General features: G+C 35.3%; 19 protein-coding genes and 2 tRNA genes. 16 read left to right on the top strand and 5 right to left on the bottom strand.

From position 1 onward, the window contains the following. Positions 1-117: 117 nt before the first annotated feature. The 11 genes from MHB61_RS05765 (at position 118) to greA (ending at position 9,755) form a co-directional block, all read left to right on the top strand. Positions 118-1,014: an SPFH domain-containing protein gene (locus MHB61_RS05765; protein ID WP_003129543.1), complete on the top strand. Its 897-nt coding sequence runs from the start codon at positions 118-120 to the stop codon at positions 1,012-1,014. A gap of 98 nt (positions 1,015-1,112) precedes the next feature. Then, a tRNA-Arg gene (locus MHB61_RS05760) sits at positions 1,113-1,184 on the top strand. Positions 1,185-1,388: 204 nt separating this feature from the next. Then, positions 1,389-1,649, top strand: coding sequence for a SemiSWEET family transporter (locus tag MHB61_RS05755; protein ID WP_003129544.1), 261 nt, complete (start codon positions 1,389-1,391; stop codon positions 1,647-1,649). A gap of 157 nt (positions 1,650-1,806) precedes the next feature. Then, positions 1,807-1,879, top strand: a tRNA-Lys gene (locus MHB61_RS05750). A gap of 127 nt (positions 1,880-2,006) precedes the next feature. Beyond that, positions 2,007-2,930: a ribonuclease Z gene (gene rnz / locus MHB61_RS05745; protein WP_003129545.1), complete on the top strand. Its 924-nt coding sequence runs from the start codon at positions 2,007-2,009 to the stop codon at positions 2,928-2,930. Beyond that, positions 2,923-3,624, top strand: coding sequence for an SDR family NAD(P)-dependent oxidoreductase (locus MHB61_RS05740; RefSeq protein WP_003129546.1), 702 nt, complete (start codon positions 2,923-2,925; stop codon positions 3,622-3,624). Before rnz ends, MHB61_RS05740 begins: the two co-directional genes overlap by 8 nt. A 166-nt stretch (positions 3,625-3,790) precedes the next feature. After that, complete coding sequence (recJ, locus tag MHB61_RS05735) at positions 3,791-6,019, top strand: single-stranded-DNA-specific exonuclease RecJ (protein ID WP_003129547.1); 2,229 nt, start codon at positions 3,791-3,793, stop codon at positions 6,017-6,019. Between the two features lie 122 nt (positions 6,020-6,141). Continuing rightward, positions 6,142-6,654 (top strand): adenine phosphoribosyltransferase, encoded by a 513-nt coding sequence (locus MHB61_RS05730; RefSeq protein ID WP_012897343.1) that lies wholly within the window; start codon positions 6,142-6,144, stop codon positions 6,652-6,654. A gap of 215 nt (positions 6,655-6,869) precedes the next feature. Further along, positions 6,870-7,433, top strand: a complete 564-nt coding sequence (gene rpoE / locus MHB61_RS05725; RefSeq protein WP_003129551.1) for a DNA-directed RNA polymerase subunit delta — start codon at positions 6,870-6,872, stop codon at positions 7,431-7,433. A 136-nt stretch (positions 7,434-7,569) separates the two neighbouring features. Continuing rightward, positions 7,570-9,222 carry an endolytic transglycosylase MltG gene (gene mltG / locus MHB61_RS05720; RefSeq protein WP_014570395.1) on the top strand — a complete coding sequence of 551 codons (1,653 nt, stop codon included), beginning with the start codon at positions 7,570-7,572 and terminating at the stop codon, positions 9,220-9,222. 59 nt (positions 9,223-9,281) lie between these two features. Beyond that, positions 9,282-9,755, top strand: a complete 474-nt coding sequence (gene greA, locus MHB61_RS05715; RefSeq protein ID WP_025016857.1) for a transcription elongation factor GreA — start codon at positions 9,282-9,284, stop codon at positions 9,753-9,755. Positions 9,756-9,846: 91 nt separating this feature from the next. Here greA and MHB61_RS05710 read toward each other — a convergent pair. Beyond that, a protein-coding gene (locus MHB61_RS05710; RefSeq protein WP_120784970.1) for an IS3-like element ISLla3 family transposase occupies positions 9,847-11,219 on the bottom strand; the annotation gives its coding sequence in 2 pieces (ribosomal slippage) (positions 9,847-10,760 and positions 10,760-11,219; 1,374 coding nt in all). Between the two features lie 199 nt (positions 11,220-11,418). On the opposite strand from MHB61_RS05710, the gene MHB61_RS05705 reads away from it, so the two are divergent. The 4 genes from MHB61_RS05705 to eno all read left to right on the top strand — a co-directional run bounded on the left by MHB61_RS05705 (position 11,419) and on the right by eno (position 16,492). Then, positions 11,419-11,874 (top strand): CtsR family transcriptional regulator, encoded by a 456-nt coding sequence (locus MHB61_RS05705; RefSeq protein WP_010905471.1) that lies wholly within the window; start codon positions 11,419-11,421, stop codon positions 11,872-11,874. Beyond that, on the top strand, positions 11,864-14,314 hold the full coding sequence (locus tag MHB61_RS05700) for an ATP-dependent Clp protease ATP-binding subunit (RefSeq protein WP_012897346.1): 2,451 nt from the start codon (positions 11,864-11,866) through the stop codon (positions 14,312-14,314). Before MHB61_RS05705 ends, MHB61_RS05700 begins: the two co-directional genes overlap by 11 nt. Positions 14,315-14,448: 134 nt before the next feature. Next, the gene (gene hpf / locus MHB61_RS05695) at positions 14,449-15,006 is read left to right on the top strand and encodes a ribosome hibernation-promoting factor, HPF/YfiA family (RefSeq protein ID WP_003129564.1); all 558 of its coding nucleotides are present in this window, start codon (positions 14,449-14,451) and stop codon (positions 15,004-15,006) included. A 184-nt stretch (positions 15,007-15,190) separates the two neighbouring features. Next, positions 15,191-16,492, top strand: a complete 1,302-nt coding sequence (gene eno, locus MHB61_RS05690; protein ID WP_010905473.1) for a surface-displayed alpha-enolase — start codon at positions 15,191-15,193, stop codon at positions 16,490-16,492. 114 nt (positions 16,493-16,606) lie between these two features. Here the strand turns inward: eno and MHB61_RS05685 are convergent, their stop codons facing one another. The 4 genes from MHB61_RS05685 to MHB61_RS05670 form a co-directional block, all read right to left on the bottom strand. Continuing rightward, a complete protein-coding gene (locus MHB61_RS05685) occupies positions 16,607-17,278 on the bottom strand; it encodes an ABC transporter ATP-binding protein (protein ID WP_010905491.1) in 672 nt (223 codons plus the stop codon). 2 nt (positions 17,279-17,280) lie between these two features. Beyond that, entirely contained in the window at positions 17,281-18,354 is a 1,074-nt protein-coding gene (locus tag MHB61_RS05680; protein ID WP_003129569.1) for an ABC transporter permease, read from the bottom strand. Between the two features lie 11 nt (positions 18,355-18,365). Continuing rightward, complete coding sequence (locus tag MHB61_RS05675; protein ID WP_137016540.1) at positions 18,366-18,935, bottom strand: TetR/AcrR family transcriptional regulator; 570 nt, start codon at positions 18,933-18,935, stop codon at positions 18,366-18,368. 187 nt (positions 18,936-19,122) lie between these two features. Continuing rightward, a complete protein-coding gene (locus MHB61_RS05670) occupies positions 19,123-20,646 on the bottom strand; it encodes a class I adenylate-forming enzyme family protein (RefSeq protein WP_010905493.1) in 1,524 nt (507 codons plus the stop codon). Between the two features lie 191 nt (positions 20,647-20,837). Between MHB61_RS05670 and MHB61_RS05665 the strand changes: the two genes are divergently transcribed. Continuing rightward, positions 20,838-21,755 (top strand): magnesium transporter CorA family protein, encoded by a 918-nt coding sequence (locus tag MHB61_RS05665; protein WP_003129577.1) that lies wholly within the window; start codon positions 20,838-20,840, stop codon positions 21,753-21,755. Positions 21,756-21,939 lie beyond the last annotated feature (184 nt).

Genomic DNA, 21,939 nt, shown 5'->3' with positions numbered 1-21,939 from the left:
GACTATGTGAAAACGATTACTGGCGATGCTGTCAGTAATTAATAAGACTGAATTTTTCATAATTACTGACAGAAAAGTTTGTCAGTAACTTTTGGTCAAATATAAGGAGGAACTTTTATGATTTTTATTCCACTCGTTGTTTTAGCAATTATCCTGCTCATTTTAATCTTTAGTTTGAGTACAATTGTATTTGTTGTTAAACAACAAACTGTTGCAATTGTTGAACGTTTTGGGAAGTATCAATTTACTGCAAACCCTGGTTTTCATTTGAAACTTCCTTGGGGAATTGATCGGATTGCTGCTCGAGTTCAATTGCGCTTATTACAAACAGAGATGACAGTTGAAACTAAAACTGCGGATAATGTTTTTGTTACGATGAATATTGCAACGCAATATCGAGTAAACGAACAATCCATCAAAGATGCATACTATAAGTTAATGAATCCAGGTGAACAAATTAAGGCTTATATTGAAGATGCCCTTCGTTCAGCAGTACCAAAATTGACTTTGGATGATGTTTTTGAGAAAAAAGATGAAATCGCTCTTGAAGTTCAAAAAACAGTTGCTGAAGAAATGCAAACTTACGGTTATATTATCGTAAAAACATTGATTACTAAAGTAGAACCTGATGCTGAAGTTAAGCAATCTATGAATGAAATCAATGCGGCACAACGTAAACAAGATGCCAGCCAAATGTTGGCAAATGCTAATAAAATTCAAGTTGTAACTGCCGCTGAAGCAGAAGCTGAAAAAGACCGTCTGCATGGGGTAGGGATTGCTGAACAACGTAAGGCTATTGTTGACGGTTTGGCTCAACAAATTACCGAAATCAAAAAGCTTGGTGTGGCGCTTGATGAAGAACAAATTATGGCGATTTTGTTAACTAACCAATATTTAGATACCTTGAATCAATTTGCTGCAGGTGGAAATTCAACCATTTTCCTTCCAAGCGGAGCTGAAGGAGCAGAAAGTTTAAGGACTCAGATTTTATCAGCTATTAAAGCAGGTAAATAAAGTAAAAATGGAAAGCTATCGATGGATAGCTTTTTTTATTATAGCAAGCTTCTTCTTGCAATTTTTTTTGAAATTAGGTAGAATAAAGTGATTGTAGCGCGTCCGTAGTGTAATGGATATCACGTAAGATTCCGGTTCTTGAGATGGGGGTTCGATTCCCTCCGGACGCATTTAATTAAGTAAATAAACCGCTCGGTTGAGCGGTTTTTGTTGTTTTTGTGCCAAACATGTGCCAACGACTGTGTTTTAGAGAATACGAAATATGTTATAATAAGATATTGACTCGAAGGCAAAAAGACTAGGTTTTAAATTTAAAAAATAGTTAGAATGAAACCGAGAGTTTTTTGATATTATCATTTTACAGGAGGGCTTTTATGAATCAAGAGAAATTTATTAAGTATTTAAGTTGGGTAGCGACTGGGATGTCGGTAATGATGTATGTATCATATCTTCCGCAAATTGCTAATAATCTTAGTGGAATGAAAGGAAATCCTATTCAACCCCTTGTTGCTGCAATTAATTGTACACTTTGGGTCACTTATGGAATTGGCAAAAAGCCTAGAGATTTAGCTTTGGCAACGGCAAACTTTCCAGGTATAATTTTTGGATTGGTCACATTTTTTACTGCCCTTTGATGATAAAAAAATTGATTAATTGGACCTGTGTGTGGCCATTATCAGAGATAAATAAATAATAAATTTTTAAAAAAATAAAAAAATTACAGCTGAGACTAGAAATTTCAGAAAGTCTGTGTTATAATATATTTCGTCGTGAAAATGACGCTTTAAGCATGACTCGTTAGCTCAGTTGGTAGAGCATTTGACTTTTAATCAAAGGGTCGCTGGTTCGAGCCCAGCACGGGTCACTAATTTATTGAAGAAAAGATTGTGGGGAAGTTTCACAATCTTTTCTTGTTTTGGAAAATAATTCTCATTTTTGAGAAAATAAAGTTTTAATTTGCCTTAAGGTGAGTTGAAACTGATGGAGGTTCAATGGAAATCCAATTTTTAGGGACTGGGGCTGGTCAGCCTTCTAAATCAAGAAACACTCAGGCAATTGCCTTGAAAATGCTTGATGAGCGTAATGAAATTTGGCTTTTTGACTGTGGTGAAGCAACGCAACATCAAATTTTAAATACGACAATTAAGCCACGAAAAATTACTAAGATTTTTATTACACATTTACATGGGGATCATATTTTTGGCTTGCCTGGTTTTTTGTCTAGTAGGAGTTTTCAAAGTTCAGATGAACAAACTGATTTGGAGCTTTATGGCCCTGTGGGAATTAAAGATTTTGTTTTGACCGCTCTTAGAATCTCGGGTTCACGCTTAGCTTATCGTATCAATTTTCATGAAATTGATTCGGCTGGAAAAATCTTTGAAGATGATAGTTTTGAAGTCCATACAGATTTGCTTGACCATACTATTTTCTGCTTGGGTTATCGCGTCGTAGAAAAAAATCGAATAGGTGAACTCGATGCCAATGCTTTAAAAGAAGCTGGGCTTCCTTTCGGACCCCTTTTTGGTAAAATAAAAAAAGGTGAGATTGTTCAGTATGAAGGAAAAACTTTCGATCCTAAAGATTATATCGGAGCGGATAAAGCTGGTAAAATAGTCACGATTTTAGGCGATACAAGAAAATCGAATGTTGCAGTACGCTTAGCTTATGGAGCAGACTTATTGGTTCATGAGGCAACTTATGAAGCAAATGAAAGTAAAATGGCAAAAGCACATGGTCATTCAACGACTAAACAAGCAGCAGACGTCGCCAAAGAAGCCGGAGTTAATCGATTGTTATTGACTCATATTAGTGCACGCTATGTTGGACCTTTGGTTGGACAATTGGTGCGTGAGGCACAAACTGTTCATTCCAACACTTTTGTGGTTAAGGATTTTTACGAGGAAAAAATTGGTTAGAAATATTGTAATTACAGGTGCAACTGGTGATATTGCTAAAGAAATTGTCAAATCTTTATCTAAAGAAAATGACCATTTAATTTTGGTTTCACGTAGCCGTAAGGCTCTGATTGAACGCTATGGTCAGCTTGAAAATGTTACATTACTGACCAATGATGAACTTTTGACTAATGAACAATCTTTTGTTGTGGATATTTTGATTAATAATGCTGGTTTTGGTATTTTTAAAGAATTCACTGAACTTACTGATGGGGAAATTACAGAACAGTTTGTCATTAATACGTTAATGCCAATCCAGTTGACCAGATTATTAGAACCGAAAGTTCAATTGATTAATATTGCTTCAATTGCTGGAAAGTTACCAACAGGTAAATCATCAATTTATGTTGCCTCTAAGGCGGCTTTGATTATATTTTCAGATGCTTTGCGTATGGAAAATCCACAATTAATTGTGACAACTGTGAATACTGGACCTGTAAAAACCAAATTTCACAAAGATAATGGAGATTATCTGGAAAAAGTGGGGAAAAATGCAATTTCAGCATCTAAAGTTGCTGACAAAGTTGTGAATAACTTGGGAAAAAGGAAAAGAGAAATCAATTTACCTTGGACTTTATCCACAGCGGCCAAATTGCGAGCTATTTTTCCTTCGCTTTTTGATTTTATATCTGCCAAATTTTTTAATTTCAAATAGAATTTTTTTACTGACAGAAGCTTAATGCTATTTGTGTCAGTAAATTATAGAAAAGTTTAGGATTTTATTAAATAAAAGAAAAATAATCTCTAAACTTAGCCATTTTTTTCGAGTAATTTATGCTAAAATAATTGAATTGAGCATAGAAAAGATAAAGAGAATTAAAATGATAAAAGCAAAATATGATTGGAAAGTGGCTGATACAGCCATTTCCGAAGATTTTCTAAAGATAGCGAAAAAACATAAATTAGATGAATTGACAAGTCGCGTGCTTTATCAAAGAGGAATTCATGCAGAAGCTGAAATTGAGCAATTTTTAAAGCCAAGTTTAGAAAATTTACATGACCCTTTTCTACTTCATGATATGGAAAAAGCAACAGGGCGTATTTTATCAGCAATTGAGCAAGGTGAAAACATCTTAATTTATGGTGACTATGATGCTGACGGAATGACTGCATCATCAGTCATGAAATCCGCTCTGGATGAATTAGGAGCTGAGGCTCAAGTTTATTTACCCAATCGTTTTACTGACGGTTACGGGCCAAATCTTGACGTTTATCAGTACTATATTAAGAATGAAAATATCAATCTTATTATTACTGTAGATAATGGGGTTGCTGGCTTGGAGGCAATTACCTGGGCACAGGAAAATGGAGTGGATGTAATTGTTACCGACCATCACTCAATTCCTGACCAACTTCCCCCTGCTTATGCCATTGTCCACCCCGAACATCCTGACAGTCAATATCCTTTCAAATATTTGGCAGGAGTTGGTGTCGCCTTCAAAGTTGCCTGTGCTCTTTTAGAATATGCACCCAGTGAAATGCTTGATTTAGTTGCAATTGGTACAATTGCTGACATGGTCAGTTTGACTGATGAAAACCGAATTTTAGTGGCTCATGGTCTAAAAGTTTTGGCCCAAACAGAGCGTGCCGGCCTACAAGAATTAATGAAGTATGCCGGGGTTGATTTTGATAAAATCACTGAGGAAACGGTTGGTTTTCAAATTGCTCCCCGTTTAAACGCTTTGGGACGTCTCGATGACCCAAACCCAGCCATTGAATTGCTGACAGGTTGGGATGAAGATGAAGCGCATGAAATTGCCAAAATGATTGACCAAAAAAATTCAGAGCGAAAAGAAATTGTGGAAAAAATTCACAATGAAGCTCTGAGTATGCTGACAGATGAACCTGTTCAGATTTTATATCATAAGGACTGGCATAAAGGTGTCTTAGGAATTGTTGCGGGTCGCTTGCTAGAAGCCATACATAAGCCAGTAATCATGCTGGCCCAAGAAGATGGGATTTTGCGTGGGTCTGCTCGGTCAATCGAAAATTTTGATATTTTCAAGGCATTAAATGCCCATCGTGAACTTTTTATTGCTTTTGGTGGTCATAAACAAGCCGCAGGGATGACTTTAAGTCTGGAAAACGTAGAAGCAGTTAAAAAGGCGATGATTGATTATATCGTGGACAATCATTTAGATATGTCTAAAAAAAGTCCCTTAGAAATTGCTGACCGTTGCCACTTAGACGATATTTCGCTCTCAACAATCACTAATTTAGCAAAATTGGCTCCCTTTGGCATGGATAATCCTAAGCCTCGATTTTTAATCGAAGATTATAAGGTGATTCAAAGCCGAAGTATGGGGAAAGACAATGCTCATCTTAAATTAAAAATTCAGGAAGAAAAGCAACAAATTGATGCCGTTTATTTCCAACATGGTTCAGAAGAATTGGAATTCGAACAGGCACAAACAAAATTAGTCGCAACACTTTCAAGTAATAGTTGGAATGGAAATACGAGTCTTCAATTAATGATTGAAGATGCTGATTCAGTTGGTGTCGAACTTCTTGATATAAGAAGTAAACAAATTCCTATCCCAAAAGAGGCTAATATTTTTTCTCAAAATCAGCTAAAACATGGTATAATGGAAGATGTGCTTGTCATCGAAGAGACACCTGGAGATTTAGCAGGTTTGTCAGTATTAAAAGAAGCTGTCAGTAAAGCAGCGTCGGATGATTTTAAAATGATTTATTTTAAAAATAAAATCACTGATAGCTATTATTTAACAGGAAGTGGAACACGAGAAGAATTTGCAAGACTTTATAAAGCAATTTATCAATTTCCAGAATTTGATATTCGCTATAAATTAAAATCACTTGCGGATTATTTGAAAATCCCTCATCTCTTGCTTGTCAAGATGATAAAAATCTTTGAGGAACTTGAATTTGTCAGCATTGACAATGGCTTAATGACCGTTAATAAGACGGCCGATAAACGCGAAATTTCTGAGAGTACAATTTATCAAGAACTAGAAAAAATTGTAAAAATGCAAGAACTTTTTGCTTTAGCACCCGTCAAAGAAATTTATCAAAATTTATTAGAAAAATAATTTCGTTTTTATAAAAAGATAGTGACGAAATCAGCTATACTCATAATAATAAAGCTGTCAGTAAAAATAACGGACTTATGTTAGAAAAAAGGAGCACTGACAATTCTGTCAGTAACAAAAACATGGAATTAAAAGACTATATTGCAACAATTGAAAACTATCCTAAAGAAGGCGTAGTTTTTCGCGACATCAGCCCTTTGATGGCAGACGGAAATGCCTATAACTATGCTGCTACCGAAATTGTTCAGTATGCAAGAGATAAAGAAATAGATATGGTTGTAGGTCCAGAAGCACGTGGTTTCATCATTGGATGTCCAGTTGCTTTTGCACTTGGTGTAGGATTTGCCCCAGTTCGTAAGCCTGGTAAATTACCTCGTGAAGTCATTGAAGCAACTTACGAAAAAGAATACGGAACAGACACACTCACAATGCATTCAGATAGCATCAAACCAGGACAACGTGTCTTGATTGTTGATGATTTGCTTGCAACTGGTGGAACAATTGCCGCTACAATTGAACTTGTTGAAAAAATGGGTGGAATTGTTGTTGGATGTGCATTCCTTATCGAACTTGATGAACTTAAAGGTCGCGAAAAAATCGGAGATTACGATTATAAAGTTCTAATGCACTATTAATTTCTTTACTGTCAGTAGCCAATAAATGTTATTAGTATTCTTTTGATAAAAACAAGAGAGTATAGTTAAGCTAAAAGCAAGTAAACAGAGGTTTTTTGGCGTAAAATATTGACAGCAAGCTAATTTTGATATACACTATAAAAAGAAAATCCACATAGCGTTCGTTTTTAGGAAATGAGCCTATATTTTATATTAGGAAAAGAGAGAGTAAAAACTTGAAAATTACAGCCTTAGAAGGACAAAAAATCTCAGAACTTTCAATGATTGAAGTTGCTCATGCTTTATTGGAGCAAAATGGCAAAGAAATGCAATTCTCTGAAATCATCAGAGCGATTCAAGATTATTTGGAAAAATCAGATGATGAAATTAAAGCTAGTATTTCTCGTTTTTATACAGAAATCAATACAGACGGAAGTTTCATTCCATTAGGAAATAATATCTGGGCACTCCGTTCATGGTACGCCATTGATGAGATTGACGAAGAAGTTATCGCTCTTGATGAAATTGAAGACGAAGAAGAAGAAAAACCAGCTAAGAAACGCAAAAAAGTCAATGCTTTTGGTATCGAAGACGAAATCGATCCAGAAGATGAAGAAGGCACAAAAGAAACAACTGAAGAAGACATGTCATACGATACTCAAGCAGAAGACGAAGATAAAGATGACGTCGCTGCTTATGACGCTGAACTTGCAGAAGTTGAACTTGATAATGTAGATGAAGAAGTTGACATCGACGTAGAAGACGATGAAGATGATTCAGACGATACTGATGAAGACTAAAACACATAAAAAGTGAGGCATCAGCCTCACTTTTATGAATATTCCCTTTTTATTTGTAAAAAATTAAAAGAACGGTTACAATTAGGAAAAGTAAAATTTTATTATTGAGCGAAAGCTAATCATAAGGAGAAAAAATTTGGTGGACAAAGAAACAACTGAATTTTCTCGAGGAAGTTTTAAAGAAAAAATACTTCGCCAACTTGAAGAAAATGCAGCGAAACAAGCAGAAACTAAGTTCCCAGACCCTGAAGATTTCGAACGTCCCAGCAGGAGTGACTCAGAAGAACCTGAGCGAAAAATCGAACCAAGGAAAGTTGATCTTGAACCTTTCAAACTTCCCGTCTTTGATTTTCCAGCAGCGGATGAAAACGAAGAAGAACCTTTTGTAGAAAATGAAAACCTTTCAGAAGAAGGCGATTCATTGCGTAAAAATTTAGATGGAGTGGTTTCTGAGGAAATTCAAAACCAAGATATTCCTCCTCAATTTTCAAGAAGTGAATCAAAAGTTCAAGATGAAAAGATTGAACAAGAACAATTTTCAGAAAAAAAAGAATCAGAAAAAATGGTTAAACATCAACCTTCAAGAAGAACCAACAGTTCTTCTAAAAAAACTTCTTCTATCAAGAAAAACAAGAATAAGAACAAAAATAAGAAAAAGAAAAAATTAACAGCAGGAAAAATCATTGCTGTGATTGTTGTTCTTTTAGTTTTAGTTGTTGGAGGAACTGGTTGGTATGGCTATAACTTTGTAAAATCTGGCATTCAACCTTTGGATTCTAAGAATGCAACAGCTAAGTCAATCAATATTCCTGCTGGTTCAAGTAGTAAGCAAATTGGTGAAATTTTGCAAAGACAATCCATTATTAAAAATGGAATGGTTTTTCAGTATTATACAAAATTTAAAAATTATTCAGAGTTTAAAAGCGGCTATTATAATCTTGCACCAAACATGAGCTTATCTACAATTGCTGGTAAACTTGAAGAAGGCGGAACAGAAAAACCTGTTGCTCCAACTTTAGGTAAAATTTTAGTTCCTGAAGGCTATACGCTAACACAAATTGCTAAAGCTGTGACAGTTAATAGTGGAAGCAATGAAAAGAATGCAAAAACGCCATTTTCTGAAGCAGACTTCATGAAAACCGTTCAAGACCCAACCTTTATCGCTAAAATGGTTAAGGCTTATCCTAAACTGTTCGCAAGCTTGCCAACAAAAGATTCAGGAATCAAATATCAGTTAGAAGGTTACTTGTTCCCAGCGACTTATGATTACACAAAATCATCGACAGTTGAATCAGTCATTGAAAATATGATTCAAGCAGCCAATACTCAGCTCACTCCTTACTATGATACAATTGCTCAAAAGAATTTGACTGTCAATGAAGTTTTGAGTTTAGCAGCTTTGGTTGAAAAAGAAGCCAACAATGATGATGATCGACGAAATGTTGCTGGAACCTTCTATAATCGTATGAATGCTGGAATGACTTTGGGTTCTAATCTGTCAATTCTTTATGCCGAAGGTAAACTTGGTGAAAAAACAAGTCTTTCAGAGGATGCTAATATTGACACCAACCTAGATTCGCCATATAATTTGTATGCAAATACTGGATTTGGCCCTGGTCCTGTTGATAGTCCAAGTTTATCATCTATTAAAGCAGTACTTGATCCTGCTCAAAATGACTACTTATACTTTGTTGCTGACGTAACAACAGGGAAAGTTTATTTTGCTAAAAACTTAGATGAACAAAATGCAAATGTTCAAAAATATGTGAATGATAAGATAAGTAGCTAAGCTATCATTAATTTAGATTTGATTAAAAGAGAAAAAAGTTTATAAAAAAGGAAAGAAATATAATGGAAAAAACATTCCCAATGACCCAAGAAGGGCTTGATAAATTAAAATTAGAACTTGAAAATTTAAAACTTGTGAAACGTCCAGAAGTCATTGACCGTATCAAAGTTGCTCGTAGCTATGGTGACCTTTCAGAAAACTCAGAGTACGAAGCAGCTAAAGATGAACAAGCCTTTATCGAAGGACGTATTTCAACTGTTGAAACAATGATTCGTTATGCTGAAATTGTTGATAACGCAAAAATTGCTAAAGACGAAGTAGCACTTGGTAAAAACGTAACTTTTGTTGAAGTTGGCGAAACTGACGAAGAATCTTATCAAATTGTTGGTACTGCTGAAGCTGATCCATTTTCAGGAAAAATTTCTAATGAATCACCAATTGCTCGAGTTTTGATTGGAAAAAAAGTTGGAGACATCGTAAATGTACCACTTCCAGTTGGCGAAATGACAGTTAAAATTGTAAAAGTTGACTAATTATTTTAGAATATAATAAGTAAAAAAGCCGTCAGTTGATGTGCACCCCAAAAGTTAGACTTTTTATCCAAGTAGAAATACTTGGATTTTTTTAATTGTTTTGGTAATTCAAGCGAAATTGAATTGGACTCATCCAGTTCAATTTTTGTTTGATTCGTTTTGTATTATAGTACCTAATCCAGATTACAATAACCTGTTCAAGTTCTTCGAAAGACGAGAAGATATGTCCGTAGTAAATTTCTTGTTTAAGTAGCCCAAAGAAATTCTCCATAACTGAATTATCATGACCGTTTCCTTTACGGCTCATAGACTGAAAAATTCTATGAGATTTTAATTTAGAAACATAGTCTCTCATTTGGTATCCCCATCCTTGATCTGAGTGGAAAGTACGTCGATAAGGACAATCAGATGTCACAGCTAAGGCTTGATTTAGAGCAATATCAATTGATTGATAAGAGGGTTGTTTAGAGATATGATAACTAATCACCTCGCTATTAAATAAATCAATGTAAGGATTGAGATAACACTTTTTCTGAATTCCATCTTCATAATATTTGAATTCTGTCGTATCTGTTGTGATTTTTTGATGAGGAGTGGAAGTTCTGAATCGTCTGTGTAATTTATTTTTAGCTACCGTCCCTACTTTTCCTTTATATGAATTATATTTACGTGATTTGTGCCAATAAGACGTCACACGAAGCCCTAGCTTCTTCATTAAGCGCTGTACCTTCTTGTGGTTGACGTGATAGCCACGTTGCTTAAGTAATTCACTCATTGGACGATAACCTGCATTGGCATGTTCTTGACGTATTTTAAGCATTTCTTTTTCGATAAGCTCATCTTTGTTTACCCGTTCAAAACAGTTAACCCAATAATAATAAGTGGCTTTAGGGAATCCTGTAACTTTCAAGATTTCTTTGAGTTTGAAGGTTTTACGGAGACTGTAGATGAGTCTTGATTTTTGTTCATTAGAGCATTTTTCTCCAATCTCCGAAGTCCTTTTAAATAAGCTACCTCAATTTGCGCATAACGTAATTCTTGTTCAAGTTCTTTAATTCGTTGAGAATCATTTGGGTTCTGAGTCATAGACGATGCAATGCTTTCTAGTTTTTTACGCCGTCCTCTCTTTTTGCTTATTGGGACTTCTCCATAAATTTTGAAATGATTAACCCAGCTTGCAAGTAAGGTAAAATTAGTAATTTCGAATTTTCTTGCCACAGCTTCATACGTTAAATCAGTTGTTAAATAACATTGTACCGCATTTTCTTTCAACTCCATAGAATAATTTTTATTGACTTTGGAGTGAGCTGTAGGAAGTCCCTCTGCTCGATAATTGCGAATCCAGTGTCTAACCTGACTAGATGAACCTACGTTGTGCAGTTTAGCAAGATAGGTAGAGCCTCCCTTGCCAGATAAATAATCTTGAATAACGCGTTGTTTTAATTCTATGGAATATTTGACCATAAGAAAAGACCTCCGAAATATAGATTTGAAAAGTCTATATTTTGGGGGTCACTACAAGTAACGGTTTTTTTATTTTTCAACGCTTAAGTCTGTCAGTAAGTTAAAATTGCTATTTTTGGTAAAAATAATATTTTTCAGGTATAATAGTCAGTAATAGTCAAAGATTATTTAGAAAATGGATGAAAGAAAGGATGGAGCGATGGCAGGTCAAAAAAATACATCAGATATTATCGAAGCTTATCTGAGAAAGCTTTTAGAAGAAGCACAAGTCATTGAAATTAAACGAGCGGACTTAGCCAATCAATTTGATGTCGTGCCGAGTCAGATTAATTATGTGATAAAAACACGATTTACGGCCTCAAAAGGCTTTGATGTGGAATCAAAACGTGGTGGCGGTGGATACATCAAAATTGTGAAGTATCAATATTCTGCTCGTCATGAATTCTTAACGGCTCTTTACCAGAAGGTTCCAGCTAATCTCTCAAGTAAAGCTGCCCATGATATCGTTCAACTTCTCTTTGATGAGAAAGTACTGACAGAACGTGAGGGAAATCTACTTTTGTTAGTCATTACTGACGGAGCCATTAGTCCCTTTACTCGTGGTATAATGATGAAAAGTATAATAAACAGATTGGACCGTGACGATGAAATTTGAAAATATAAAATATACACCAACGCTTGACCGAATTTTAGAAAAAGCGGAAGAGTATGCTCACCAATATCAATATGGCACCATTGAAAGTGCTCATTTACTGGCTGCAATGGCAACGACCTCAGGTTCAATTGCATACAGCCTCCTTGCTGGAATGAATGTTGATTCTTCTGACTTACTGATTGATTTAGAGGATTTATCAAGTCATGTTAAGGTCAAACGTTCAACTTTACGTTTTTCACCTCGTGCAGAAGAAGTGATGACTGCGGCAAGTTTTTTAGCAATTCATAATAACTCAGAAGCCGTTGGAACAGAACACTTGCTTTATGCCCTACTTCAAGTAGAAGATGGATTTGGTCTTCAACTTCTGAAATTACAAAAAATCAATATTGTATCTTTGCGAAAAGAGCTTGAGAAAAGAACTGGACTCAAAGTTCCAGAAAGTAAAAAAGCTGTGACTCCAATGTCAAAACGCAAGATGGCAAAGGGAGTTGCAGAAAATTCAACGACGCCAACGTTAGACTCTGTATCCTCAGATTTAACCGAAGAAGCTCGCTTGGGTAAACTTGACCCAATGATTGGACGAGAAGCTGAAATTGACCGTTTGATTCATATTCTCAGCCGCAGAACAAAAAATAATCCTGTCTTAGTTGGAGAGCCCGGTGTTGGGAAATCAGCAATTATTGAAGGTTTGGCCCAAAGAATTGTCAATGGTCAAGTTCCAATTGGTTTGATGAATAGTCGAATTATGGCTTTGAATATGGCGACTGTTGTTGCTGGGACAAAATTTAGAGGTGAATTTGAGGATCGTTTGACAGCTATTGTTGAAGAAGTTAGCAGTGATCCAGATGTCATTATTTTCATTGATGAATTACACACAATCATCGGTGCTGGTGGCGGAATGGATTCTGTCAATGATGCCGCAAATATTTTGAAACCAGCGCTTGCTCGTGGTGATTTTCAAATGGTCGGAGCAACAACCTATCATGAATATCAAAAATATATTGAAAAAGATGAAGCTTTAGAACGCCGTTTGGCGAGAATAAATGTTGACGAGCCAAGTCCAGATGAAGCGATTGCTATTTTGCAAGGCTTACGTGAAAAATTTGAAGACTATCATCAAGTGAAATTTACTGACCAAGCCATTAAAAGTGCTGTAATGCTCAGTGTTCGTTATATGACTAGCCGAAAATTGCCTGACAAAGCCATTGATTTACTTGATGAAGCTGCAGCAGCAGTGAAAATTTCTGTCAAAAATCAACAAACAAAACGTCTTGATTTAGAAAAAGAATTAGCGGAAGCTCAAGAAGAATTATCAGAAGCTGTCATTAAACTTGATATCAAAGCGTCTCGTACAAAAGAAAAAGCAGTTGAAAAAATTGCTGACAAGATTTATAAATTCTCAGTAAAAGAAGATAAACGTCAAGAAGTTACTGACCAAGCTGTTGTTGCTGTTGCCTCAACACTGACAGGTGTTCCAATCACACAAATGACTAAGTCTGAAAGTGATCGTTTAATCAATCTTGAAAAAGAATTACATAAACGAGTTGTTGGACAAGAAGAAGCTATTTCTGCCGTTTCAAGAGCCATTCGTCGGGCACGTTCCGGTGTTGCTGACAGCCGTCGTCCAATGGGTTCTTTCATGTTCCTTGGACCAACAGGGGTCGGTAAAACCGAACTTGCTAAAGCACTGGCTGACAGTGTGTTTGGTAGTGAAGATAATATGATTCGTGTTGACATGAGTGAATTCATGGAAAAACATTCGACTTCACGCTTGATTGGAGCTCCTCCAGGGTATGTAGGTTATGATGAGGGTGGTCAATTGACAGAACGCGTTCGTAATAAACCTTATTCTGTTGTTCTTTTAGATGAAGTCGAAAAAGCTCATCCTGACGTTTTCAACATCATGTTGCAAATTCTAGATGATGGCTTTGTGACTGATACTAAAGGTCGTAAAGTTGATTTCAGAAATACAATTATTATCATGACTTCAAACTTGGGAGCGACTGCTCTTCGTGATGATAAGACAGTTGGTTTTGGCGCTAAAAATATCACAGCTGATTATTCAGCCATGAAATCAAGAATATTAGAAGAGCTTAAACGTCATTATCGTCCTGAGTTTCTTAATCGAATTGATGAAAATATTGTTTTCCACTCATTGGAAAGTCAAGAGATTGAACAAATTGTTAAAATTATGAGTAAATCTTTGATTAAACGTCTGGCAGAACAAGATATTCATGTTAAACTCACACCGTCAGCGGTGAAATTAATTGCTGAGGTAGGTTTTGACCCAGAATATGGTGCACGTCCGCTCCGCAAGGCTCTTCAAAAAGAAGTTGAAGACCTTTTAAGTGAACAATTGCTCTCTGGTGAAATCAAAGCAGGTAATCATGTTTCAATTGGGGCATCTAATAAAAAAATTAAAATCGCTCAAATTGTTTGAGATGAAAGCTATTTCATGTTATAATTAAATTAGAAATAAAGGAAAGGACAGTTCGAAAAGATTCAGAAGTCCTGAAAATTCCAAAAGTTTAAGGGCTTCATTGAAACAAAAAGAACTGTTGAAGAGGTACTCTTATGATCAAATTTAATATCCGTGGCGAAAACGTCGAAGTGACTGATGCAATCCGCGCTTATGTTGAAGATAAAATCGGAAAACTTGATAAATATTTTAACGATGGTCATGAAGTAACAGCCTATGTTAATCTTAAAGTTTACAGCGAAAAACGAGCTAAAGTTGAAGTAACTCTTCCAGCTAAAAATGTCACTTTACGTGCAGAAGATACTTCACAAGATATGTATTCTTCAATTGATTTTGTAGAAGAAAAACTCGAACGTCAAATTCGTAAATATAAGACACGTATGAACCGTAAACCACGCAATGCTGTCCCAACAGGACAAGCTTTTGGCGATGAGTTTGCACCATTAGAAAAAGCCGATGAAGTTGCTGAGGATCACGTAGATATTGTACGTACTAAGCATGTTGCTTTAAAACCAATGGATGCCGAAGAAGCAGTGCTTCAGATGGATATGTTGGGACATGATTTCTACGTCTTTACAGATGCTGATAGTAACGGAACCCACGTCGTTTACCGTCGTACAGATGGTCGTTATGGTTTAATTGAAACAGAATAAAAAAATAAGGATAGATTTTTCTATCCTTTTTTATTAATGTTCAGATAAAAAATCAAAATGTAAGCGCAAAACCTTTTGAAGTTTAGCTTTGCGAAGATTTTGACTTGAAAAATCTTTCAAAAAATAGTAAAATCAAAGATGTATTAAGAGTGCAGACGCACTTAAAAATAATAAGGAGACTAAAATGTCAATTATTACTGATATTTATGCTCGCGAAGTCCTTGACTCACGCGGTAACCCAACACTTGAAGTTGAAGTTTACACTGAAGACGGTGCATTCGGTCGCGGTATGGTACCTTCAGGTGCTTCTACTGGTGAACATGAAGCGGTTGAACTTCGTGATGGCGACAAATCTCGCTACAACGGACTTGGTACTCAAAAAGCTGTTGACAACGTAAACAACATCATCGCTGAAGCTATCATCGGTTATGAAGTTACTGACCAACAAGCTATTGACCGTGCAATGATCGCTCTTGACGGTACTGAAAACAAAGGTAAATTGGGAGCTAACGCTATCCTTGGTGTTTCTATCGCTGCTGCTCGTGCTGCTGCTGATGAACTTGGTGTTCCACTTTACAACTACCTTGGCGGATTCAACGCTAAAGTATTGCCAACTCCAATGATGAACATCATCAATGGTGGTTCTCACTCAGACGCTCCAATCGCTTTCCAAGAATTCATGATCGTACCAGTTGGTGCACCTACATTCAAAGAAGCGCTTCGTTGGGGTGCTGAAATCTTCCACGCTCTTAAGAAAATTCTTAAAGCTCGTGGACTTGAAACAGCTGTCGGTGACGAAGGTGGATTCGCTCCTAAATTCGACGGAACTGAAGACGGTGTAGAAACTATCCTTAAAGCAATCGAAGCAGCTGGTTACAAAGCTGGTGAAGATGGCGTTATGATCGGTTTCGACTGTGCATCATCAGAATTCTACGAAAACGGTGTTTACGACTACACTAAATTCGAAGGTGAAGGCGGTAAAAAACTTTCAGCTTCTGAACAAGTTGACTACCTTGAAGAACTCGTTTCTAAATACCCAATCATCACTATTGAAGATGGTATGGACGAAAACGACTGGGATGGATGGAAAATCCTTACTGAACGTCTTGGTAAAAAAGTTCAACTCGTTGGTGACGACTTCTTCGTTACAAACACTAAATACCTTGAACGTGGTATCCGTGAAAATGCTTCAAACGCTATCTTGATCAAAGTTAACCAAATCGGTACTTTGACAGAAACTTTCGAAGCTATTGAAATGGCTAAAGAAGCTGGTTTCACAGCAATCGTTTCTCACCGTTCTGGTGAAACTGAAGATTCAACAATCTCAGATATCGCTGTTGCAACTAACGCTGGTCAAATCAAAACTGGTTCACTTTCACGTACAGACCGTATGGCTAAATACAACCAATTGCTTCGTATCGAAGACCAATTGGCTGAAGTGGCTCAATACAAAGGTCTTAAAGCATTCTACAACCTTAAAAAATAAGGTTTACCAACGAATGATTTAGATTTAATCCTTCTCTTTATTTAGAGAAGGATTATTTTTTATAAAAAATATTCTATGAAAAAACTACTAGTAAGCTAGTAGTTTTTATTTTATTTAGATTTTTGATAAGAGTCCATCTTCAATCTTATAAATACTGTCACTATTTTTAATCATTCTTTGGTCATGAGTGACCATGATTGTTGCTTTATTCTTCAAATGAGCTTCTTGTCTTAATAATTCAACAACCTGATAAGCATGCTCAGTGTCTAAACTTGCTGTTGGTTCATCCGCCAAAATTAAATTTGGTTCATTAAAGAGAGCACGAGCAATAGCTGCCCTTTGTCTTTCACCACCAGAAAGATCACTAGGATGTTTATCTTTTAAGTCTAAAATATCAAGTGATTTAAGAAGTTCAATCCCTTTTTTAGAAGTTAGTTTTTCGTGATTGATTTTATCAATAAGGAGAAATTGTTCTTCAATAGTCAAATAAGGAATCAAATTAGAACTTTGGAGGATGAAACCTATTTCTTTAAATCTAAGTTTAGAACGTTTTTTTTCTGACAATGGTGTAAAATCTAAGCCATTGATTGAAATGTTCCCAGAAGTTGGACTTTGTAAACCACCTGCAATTGTGAGAAATGTACTTTTGCCTGAACCGGAGGGACCAATAATTGAAACAAATTCTCCTTGATTGACTGCTAAATCGATTCCTTTGAGTGCCTGAATCTCATTATGACCACTACCAAAAGATTTTTTTACATTTTCCATTTTAAGAATTGTTTTCATTTTTAACCTCCAATTGCTTTCGTTGGGTCAATTTTACGGATAGTAATGATTGAAAAAAGTGACCCAATAATTGATACGATGATGAGAATTAAAGCATAGAGCAACCAGTTTGTAAGACTAATTTCAAATGGCATTGCATCGGGTAAGATAAAGCTAGTTCCATAACTTGCTATAAAAGCAACGAAGACGCCAACTAAACTAATGATAAAGCTTTGACCAAGTAAAGAGTTCATTATTATGCGATTTGAAATTCCTTGAGCTTTCATTATGCCAAAAATCGGAACTTTTTGAAGAGTTATAACATACATAAAGACTCCAATAATCAACAGTACAATCAGAAATAAGAAGTAAATCATTGCGCTGAGTGTCATATTTTGAGCAGAATAACCTGGAATATCGTTAATTAAATCAGAAATAGACAGGACTTTATATTGATTTGAAATAGAAGAATCAATCTTAACTTTTCCAGATTTTACAACGACAGCATTAACAGAAGAAGTTGAAGTGCTTTTTTCACCAAACTTTATCTGATTCAAAGCGGAAAACGAAGTATAGATAACAGGCGAGGCAGAATAAGAAGAGGATTTTGAAATTCCGACAATTTTTATTTTAATATTATTATTTCCCACGGAAACTTCTTGACCGATTTTATATCCTTGATTTGCCAGCTTTTTTGAGATAATCATTTCTAAATGATTGTCAGTAAATTTTTTTCCCTCAAGAACTTCTGGCATGATTTTAGACTTATCAGGCAGGGCAATAATAGCAATATTGTCTCGCTCGCTCTTTGATTTGCGCATAGAAGTAGAAAACAATGATAATTCTGATCCATTTTCTATATGAATATTACTTAAATCATCAGAAGTAATTTGTGAAGCAGAAATAATATTATTTGAACTTGTTGATAAAACGACTTTTTCGGCCTTCCAATCAAGGACAGCTTGTTTAAATTGACTGGCAAGTCCTACAGATAGTCCGGACAGTATAAAGACTACATAAGCGATTAAAAAAATAATAGCTCCGATTAAGGTGTAACGAGCTTTATTATAACGTATTTCTCTTAGTGCTAAAAACATAAAATCTCCTTTCAGTTTTTTCTGTCAGTAATATAATTAAGTAAACCTTCGGTGACTAATTTGATTTCTTTATCATAATTTTCAATAAAAGTTTTCTCAGTCCAATTTTCACTGAATAATCTATAAACGAGATTATGAACAACTGATTTTAATACTTGTGAAATTGGATTATCATTTTCACTAGCTGGGACGGTTGCTGAACTTTGGGGTTTCCAATCTCTTTCAAGTTCATAAGTCCAATCTAAAAAGCGATATTTATAAAGTTTGTATTGGGGAGAATCAATTAAATTTTCAAGAAGGAGATATTTGTATTTATCTAGAGACTCTTCAATGGAATTATATTTTAATAAATTAAAAAATAAATCATGGATTTCAAGGGTTTCTTGCGAGAGGACATAGAAATAAGCATCTTTTAAATCTTCAAAATACTGATAAAAACTCCCTCTCGGAATATCAAGAGCTTTTACGATGTGCATAATTTTTGCCTCGTGAAAAGAATGAGTCTGAAATTCATTTAAACAGGCATCATATACGCGATTGCGTTTTTCGTCAGATAGACTGAAATAGGTTGATTTAGGCATTTTTTCTCCAATTCATTCAATTTATGACACTGTGTCATTTATTAAATTCTAACAAATTAATTGATTAACATCAATTATTTAATTTTTTTTTAAGCAAAAAAACTACTGACAGTTTTGTCAGTAGTTTTGATAATAAATTTGCTGATGAATAAGTGGCTGACAGTTCTGTCAGTAAAATTAGGAACACTTATTTAGCTAATTCTCTTTCAAGAGCTAATCGTTGAACTTTCATTGTTGCTGTACGAGGAATTTCATCGTAAGCCATAAGAATAGGTTCATTTAAAAATGGCAAATCAACAATTGAAGCCCACCAAGCTGACCAATCCATTTCCGCATTTTCAGCTAGAGCCAAAATAGGTTGTGGTTTACCAGATTTATCACGAATAATCACAACTTCATCTAAGAAGTCGTGTTGGTCTAACAGAAGATCTTCAATTGCCAAATTAGATTCAATTTTATCAATTAAATCAACTTGTCTGTCATGTAAAAAGAGAATTCCGTCTTCATTCATGAGACCCCAATCGCCAGTATCCCACCAGTCACCATAGACTTCTTTATTAAAACGTTCTTCTTCTTTATAGTAAGTCAAAGCTCTTCCTTTTGAGAGGAAGTGGATTCTTCCAGGCGTACCTGCAGGACATTCATTTCCATCTTCATCGGCAATACGTGCTTTGGATAATCCAGGCATACCAATCCCCATTTCACGGGCATTAGTGTCTGCTAAAGTTGATAAACGGTGCTTTTTCCAAATCATTGGGCCACATTCTGATTGTCCATAAATTTGTAGGAAGACTGGATCTTTTTGCTTAGAGGCAGAAAGAAAAGTGTGCATTGTTTCTTTATTAATTGCATCAAAAGTTGAGTGAAGGTAACGAATTGAAGCAAAAATCTCAGGTTCTTGCTTTGCAAGATTCGCTAGACGAACAAAATCGTTTGGATGTGTTTCAAAAGCATAAGGCTGATGTTTAGCAAAAAGATTGACAAGATTATCTTTTGATAAATCATTGAGGGGCATAAGGCCAAACCCAAAGGTCATTGCTGATGAAACCCCTATATTGAAACGAGAATGAACAGGAGAAATATGGAAAGCTAAAATTTCTTCCTTATCAGGCATCCAATCCATTACAGTTCTTTGAAGCACCCAACGCCAACCCATTGAATTAGCAGAGTGAGCGATTAATTTTGGTACACCAGTTGTTCCAGAAGTATGAGTGAGATAAGCAATCTCATCACTGGCCAATTGCTGACTGTCAGCAATTTGAGTAGGTTTTTCCAAAGCAAATTTACTGACAGAAAGTTTTTTAGAATCTTCAAGATTCTTCATTTCATTTACAGTTTTGTCAGTAACTTGGTCATAAATGAGCCAAGGATTGCCTAAACGTCCAGCTAAAATATCCATTGTTTCGGCAGGAAGATGATAAGAAATCATTGCTGGAACAGCGCCTAGATAAGAAACAGCAACAGCTAAAAGATAGGTATCAAAAGCACTTGATTTAAAAATAATGACTTTATCCGATTTTTTGATTCCCAACTCAGATAAGAGACTTGCCTTATCAACAATTGCTTGATGAGTCTTTTGGTAAGTCGTTTCAAGAGCTAGTTCGGGGAAAGCTCCAACAGCCTCATCAAAGATAATTGGGCTATCAGGAAACTGTTCAGCTGATTTTTTAAAGTTTAGATACAAATTTAGGGGTTCGTGTTTGAATTTCAAAAAAAATCTCCTCAAGTTAATAAGTTTATTATATCACAAAGTATTCTTTAGACCAATAGTTAATGTAAATGTTTTCTTAAGTCGTAGAGAATAAAATACTCGGAAAAAAAGTCTAAAATCTGCTACAATTAAAGGGACACTAAGAGGATTCCAATCCTCTTTTATCAGGAAAAGAAGGGATAGATAGGAAAATGATTAAAAATTATGAACTATCCAACGAAAAAAAATTAATTTCAACCTCTGAAATGAAGAATTTCACCTATGTTCTCAATCCAACACGTGAAGAAATTGGGAATATTTCTGAATACTATGACTTCCCTTTTGACTATTTATCAGGAATTTTGGATGACTATGAAAATGCCCGTTTTGAAACAGATGATAATGATAATAATCTGATTCTCTTACAATATCCTGCACTTTCTAATTATGGAGAAGTGGCGACTTTTCCATATTCTTTGGTTTGGACTAAAAATGAATCGGTTATTTTAGCACTTAATCATGAGATTGATAATGGCTTAATTTTCGAGCGTGAATATGATTATAAACGCTACAAACATCAAGTTATTTTTCAAGTGATGTATCAAATGACACACACTTTCCATGATTATTTGAGAGATTTCCGAACAAGGCGTCGCAGACTTGAACAGGGAATCAAAAATTCAACAAAGAACGACCAAATTGTTGATTTGATTGCCATTCAAGCAAGTTTAATTTATTTTGAAGATGCCTTGCACAATAATATGCAAGTACTTCAGGATTTTATTGATTACTTGAGAGAAGATGATGAAGATGGTTTTGCTGAAAAGATTTATGATATTTTTGTCGAAACAGACCAAGCTTATACAGAAACCAAGATTCAGCTCAAGTTACTAGAAAATCTCCGAGATTTGTTCTCAAACATTGTCTCTAATAACTTGAACATTGTCATGAAAATCATGACATCAGCTACTTTCGTTCTAGGGATTCCTGCAGTAATTGTTGGTTTTTACGGAATGAATGTTCCAATTCCTGGTCAAAATTTTAATTGGATGGTTTGGCTTATTTTAGTTCTAGGAATTTTATTATGTGTTTGGGTCACTTGGTGGTTACATAAAAAAGATATGTTATAAAATGGAGAAAAATCTCCATTTTTTTGCTCTTTGTGAAAAAATTAATTAGTGATTGCAGATTATGAAGTTAGCAATGTTTGTTAAAACTATTTTGTGAATTATTTATGAAAACGTTTTAAAAAAGTATAACAGATATTAAAATAATTGGAACTGTATTAGTAAAGAATCTGTAATTTCTCTTGAA

Origin of the sequence: Lactococcus sp. FSL K6-0773, from assembly GCF_038006485.1 — a bacterium.
GTDB lineage: Bacteria > Bacillota > Bacilli > Lactobacillales > Streptococcaceae > Lactococcus > Lactococcus lactis.
Note: the sequence above shows the minus strand (reverse complement) of the source record. Positions and strands in the feature narration are given on the sequence as shown.

Coding starts and splice junctions, on each gene's coding strand:
- MHB61_RS05765 (WP_003129543.1), top strand. CDS start 118: ATGATTTTTATTCCACTCGTTGTTTTAGCAATTATCCTGCTCATTTTA.
- MHB61_RS05755 (WP_003129544.1), top strand. CDS start 1,389: ATGAATCAAGAGAAATTTATTAAGTATTTAAGTTGGGTAGCGACTGGG.
- rnz (WP_003129545.1), top strand. CDS start 2,007: ATGGAAATCCAATTTTTAGGGACTGGGGCTGGTCAGCCTTCTAAATCA.
- recJ (WP_003129547.1), top strand. CDS start 3,791: ATGATAAAAGCAAAATATGATTGGAAAGTGGCTGATACAGCCATTTCC.
- MHB61_RS05730 (WP_012897343.1), top strand. CDS start 6,142: ATGGAATTAAAAGACTATATTGCAACAATTGAAAACTATCCTAAAGAA.
- MHB61_RS05705 (WP_010905471.1), top strand. CDS start 11,419: ATGGCAGGTCAAAAAAATACATCAGATATTATCGAAGCTTATCTGAGA.
- MHB61_RS05700 (WP_012897346.1), top strand. CDS start 11,864: ATGAAATTTGAAAATATAAAATATACACCAACGCTTGACCGAATTTTA.
- hpf (WP_003129564.1), top strand. CDS start 14,449: ATGATCAAATTTAATATCCGTGGCGAAAACGTCGAAGTGACTGATGCA.
- eno (WP_010905473.1), top strand. CDS start 15,191: ATGTCAATTATTACTGATATTTATGCTCGCGAAGTCCTTGACTCACGC.
- MHB61_RS05685 (WP_010905491.1), bottom strand. CDS start 17,278: ATGAAAACAATTCTTAAAATGGAAAATGTAAAAAAATCTTTTGGTAGT.
- MHB61_RS05680 (WP_003129569.1), bottom strand. CDS start 18,354: ATGTTTTTAGCACTAAGAGAAATACGTTATAATAAAGCTCGTTACACC.
- MHB61_RS05675 (WP_137016540.1), bottom strand. CDS start 18,935: ATGCCTAAATCAACCTATTTCAGTCTATCTGACGAAAAACGCAATCGC.
- MHB61_RS05665 (WP_003129577.1), top strand. CDS start 20,838: ATGATTAAAAATTATGAACTATCCAACGAAAAAAAATTAATTTCAACC.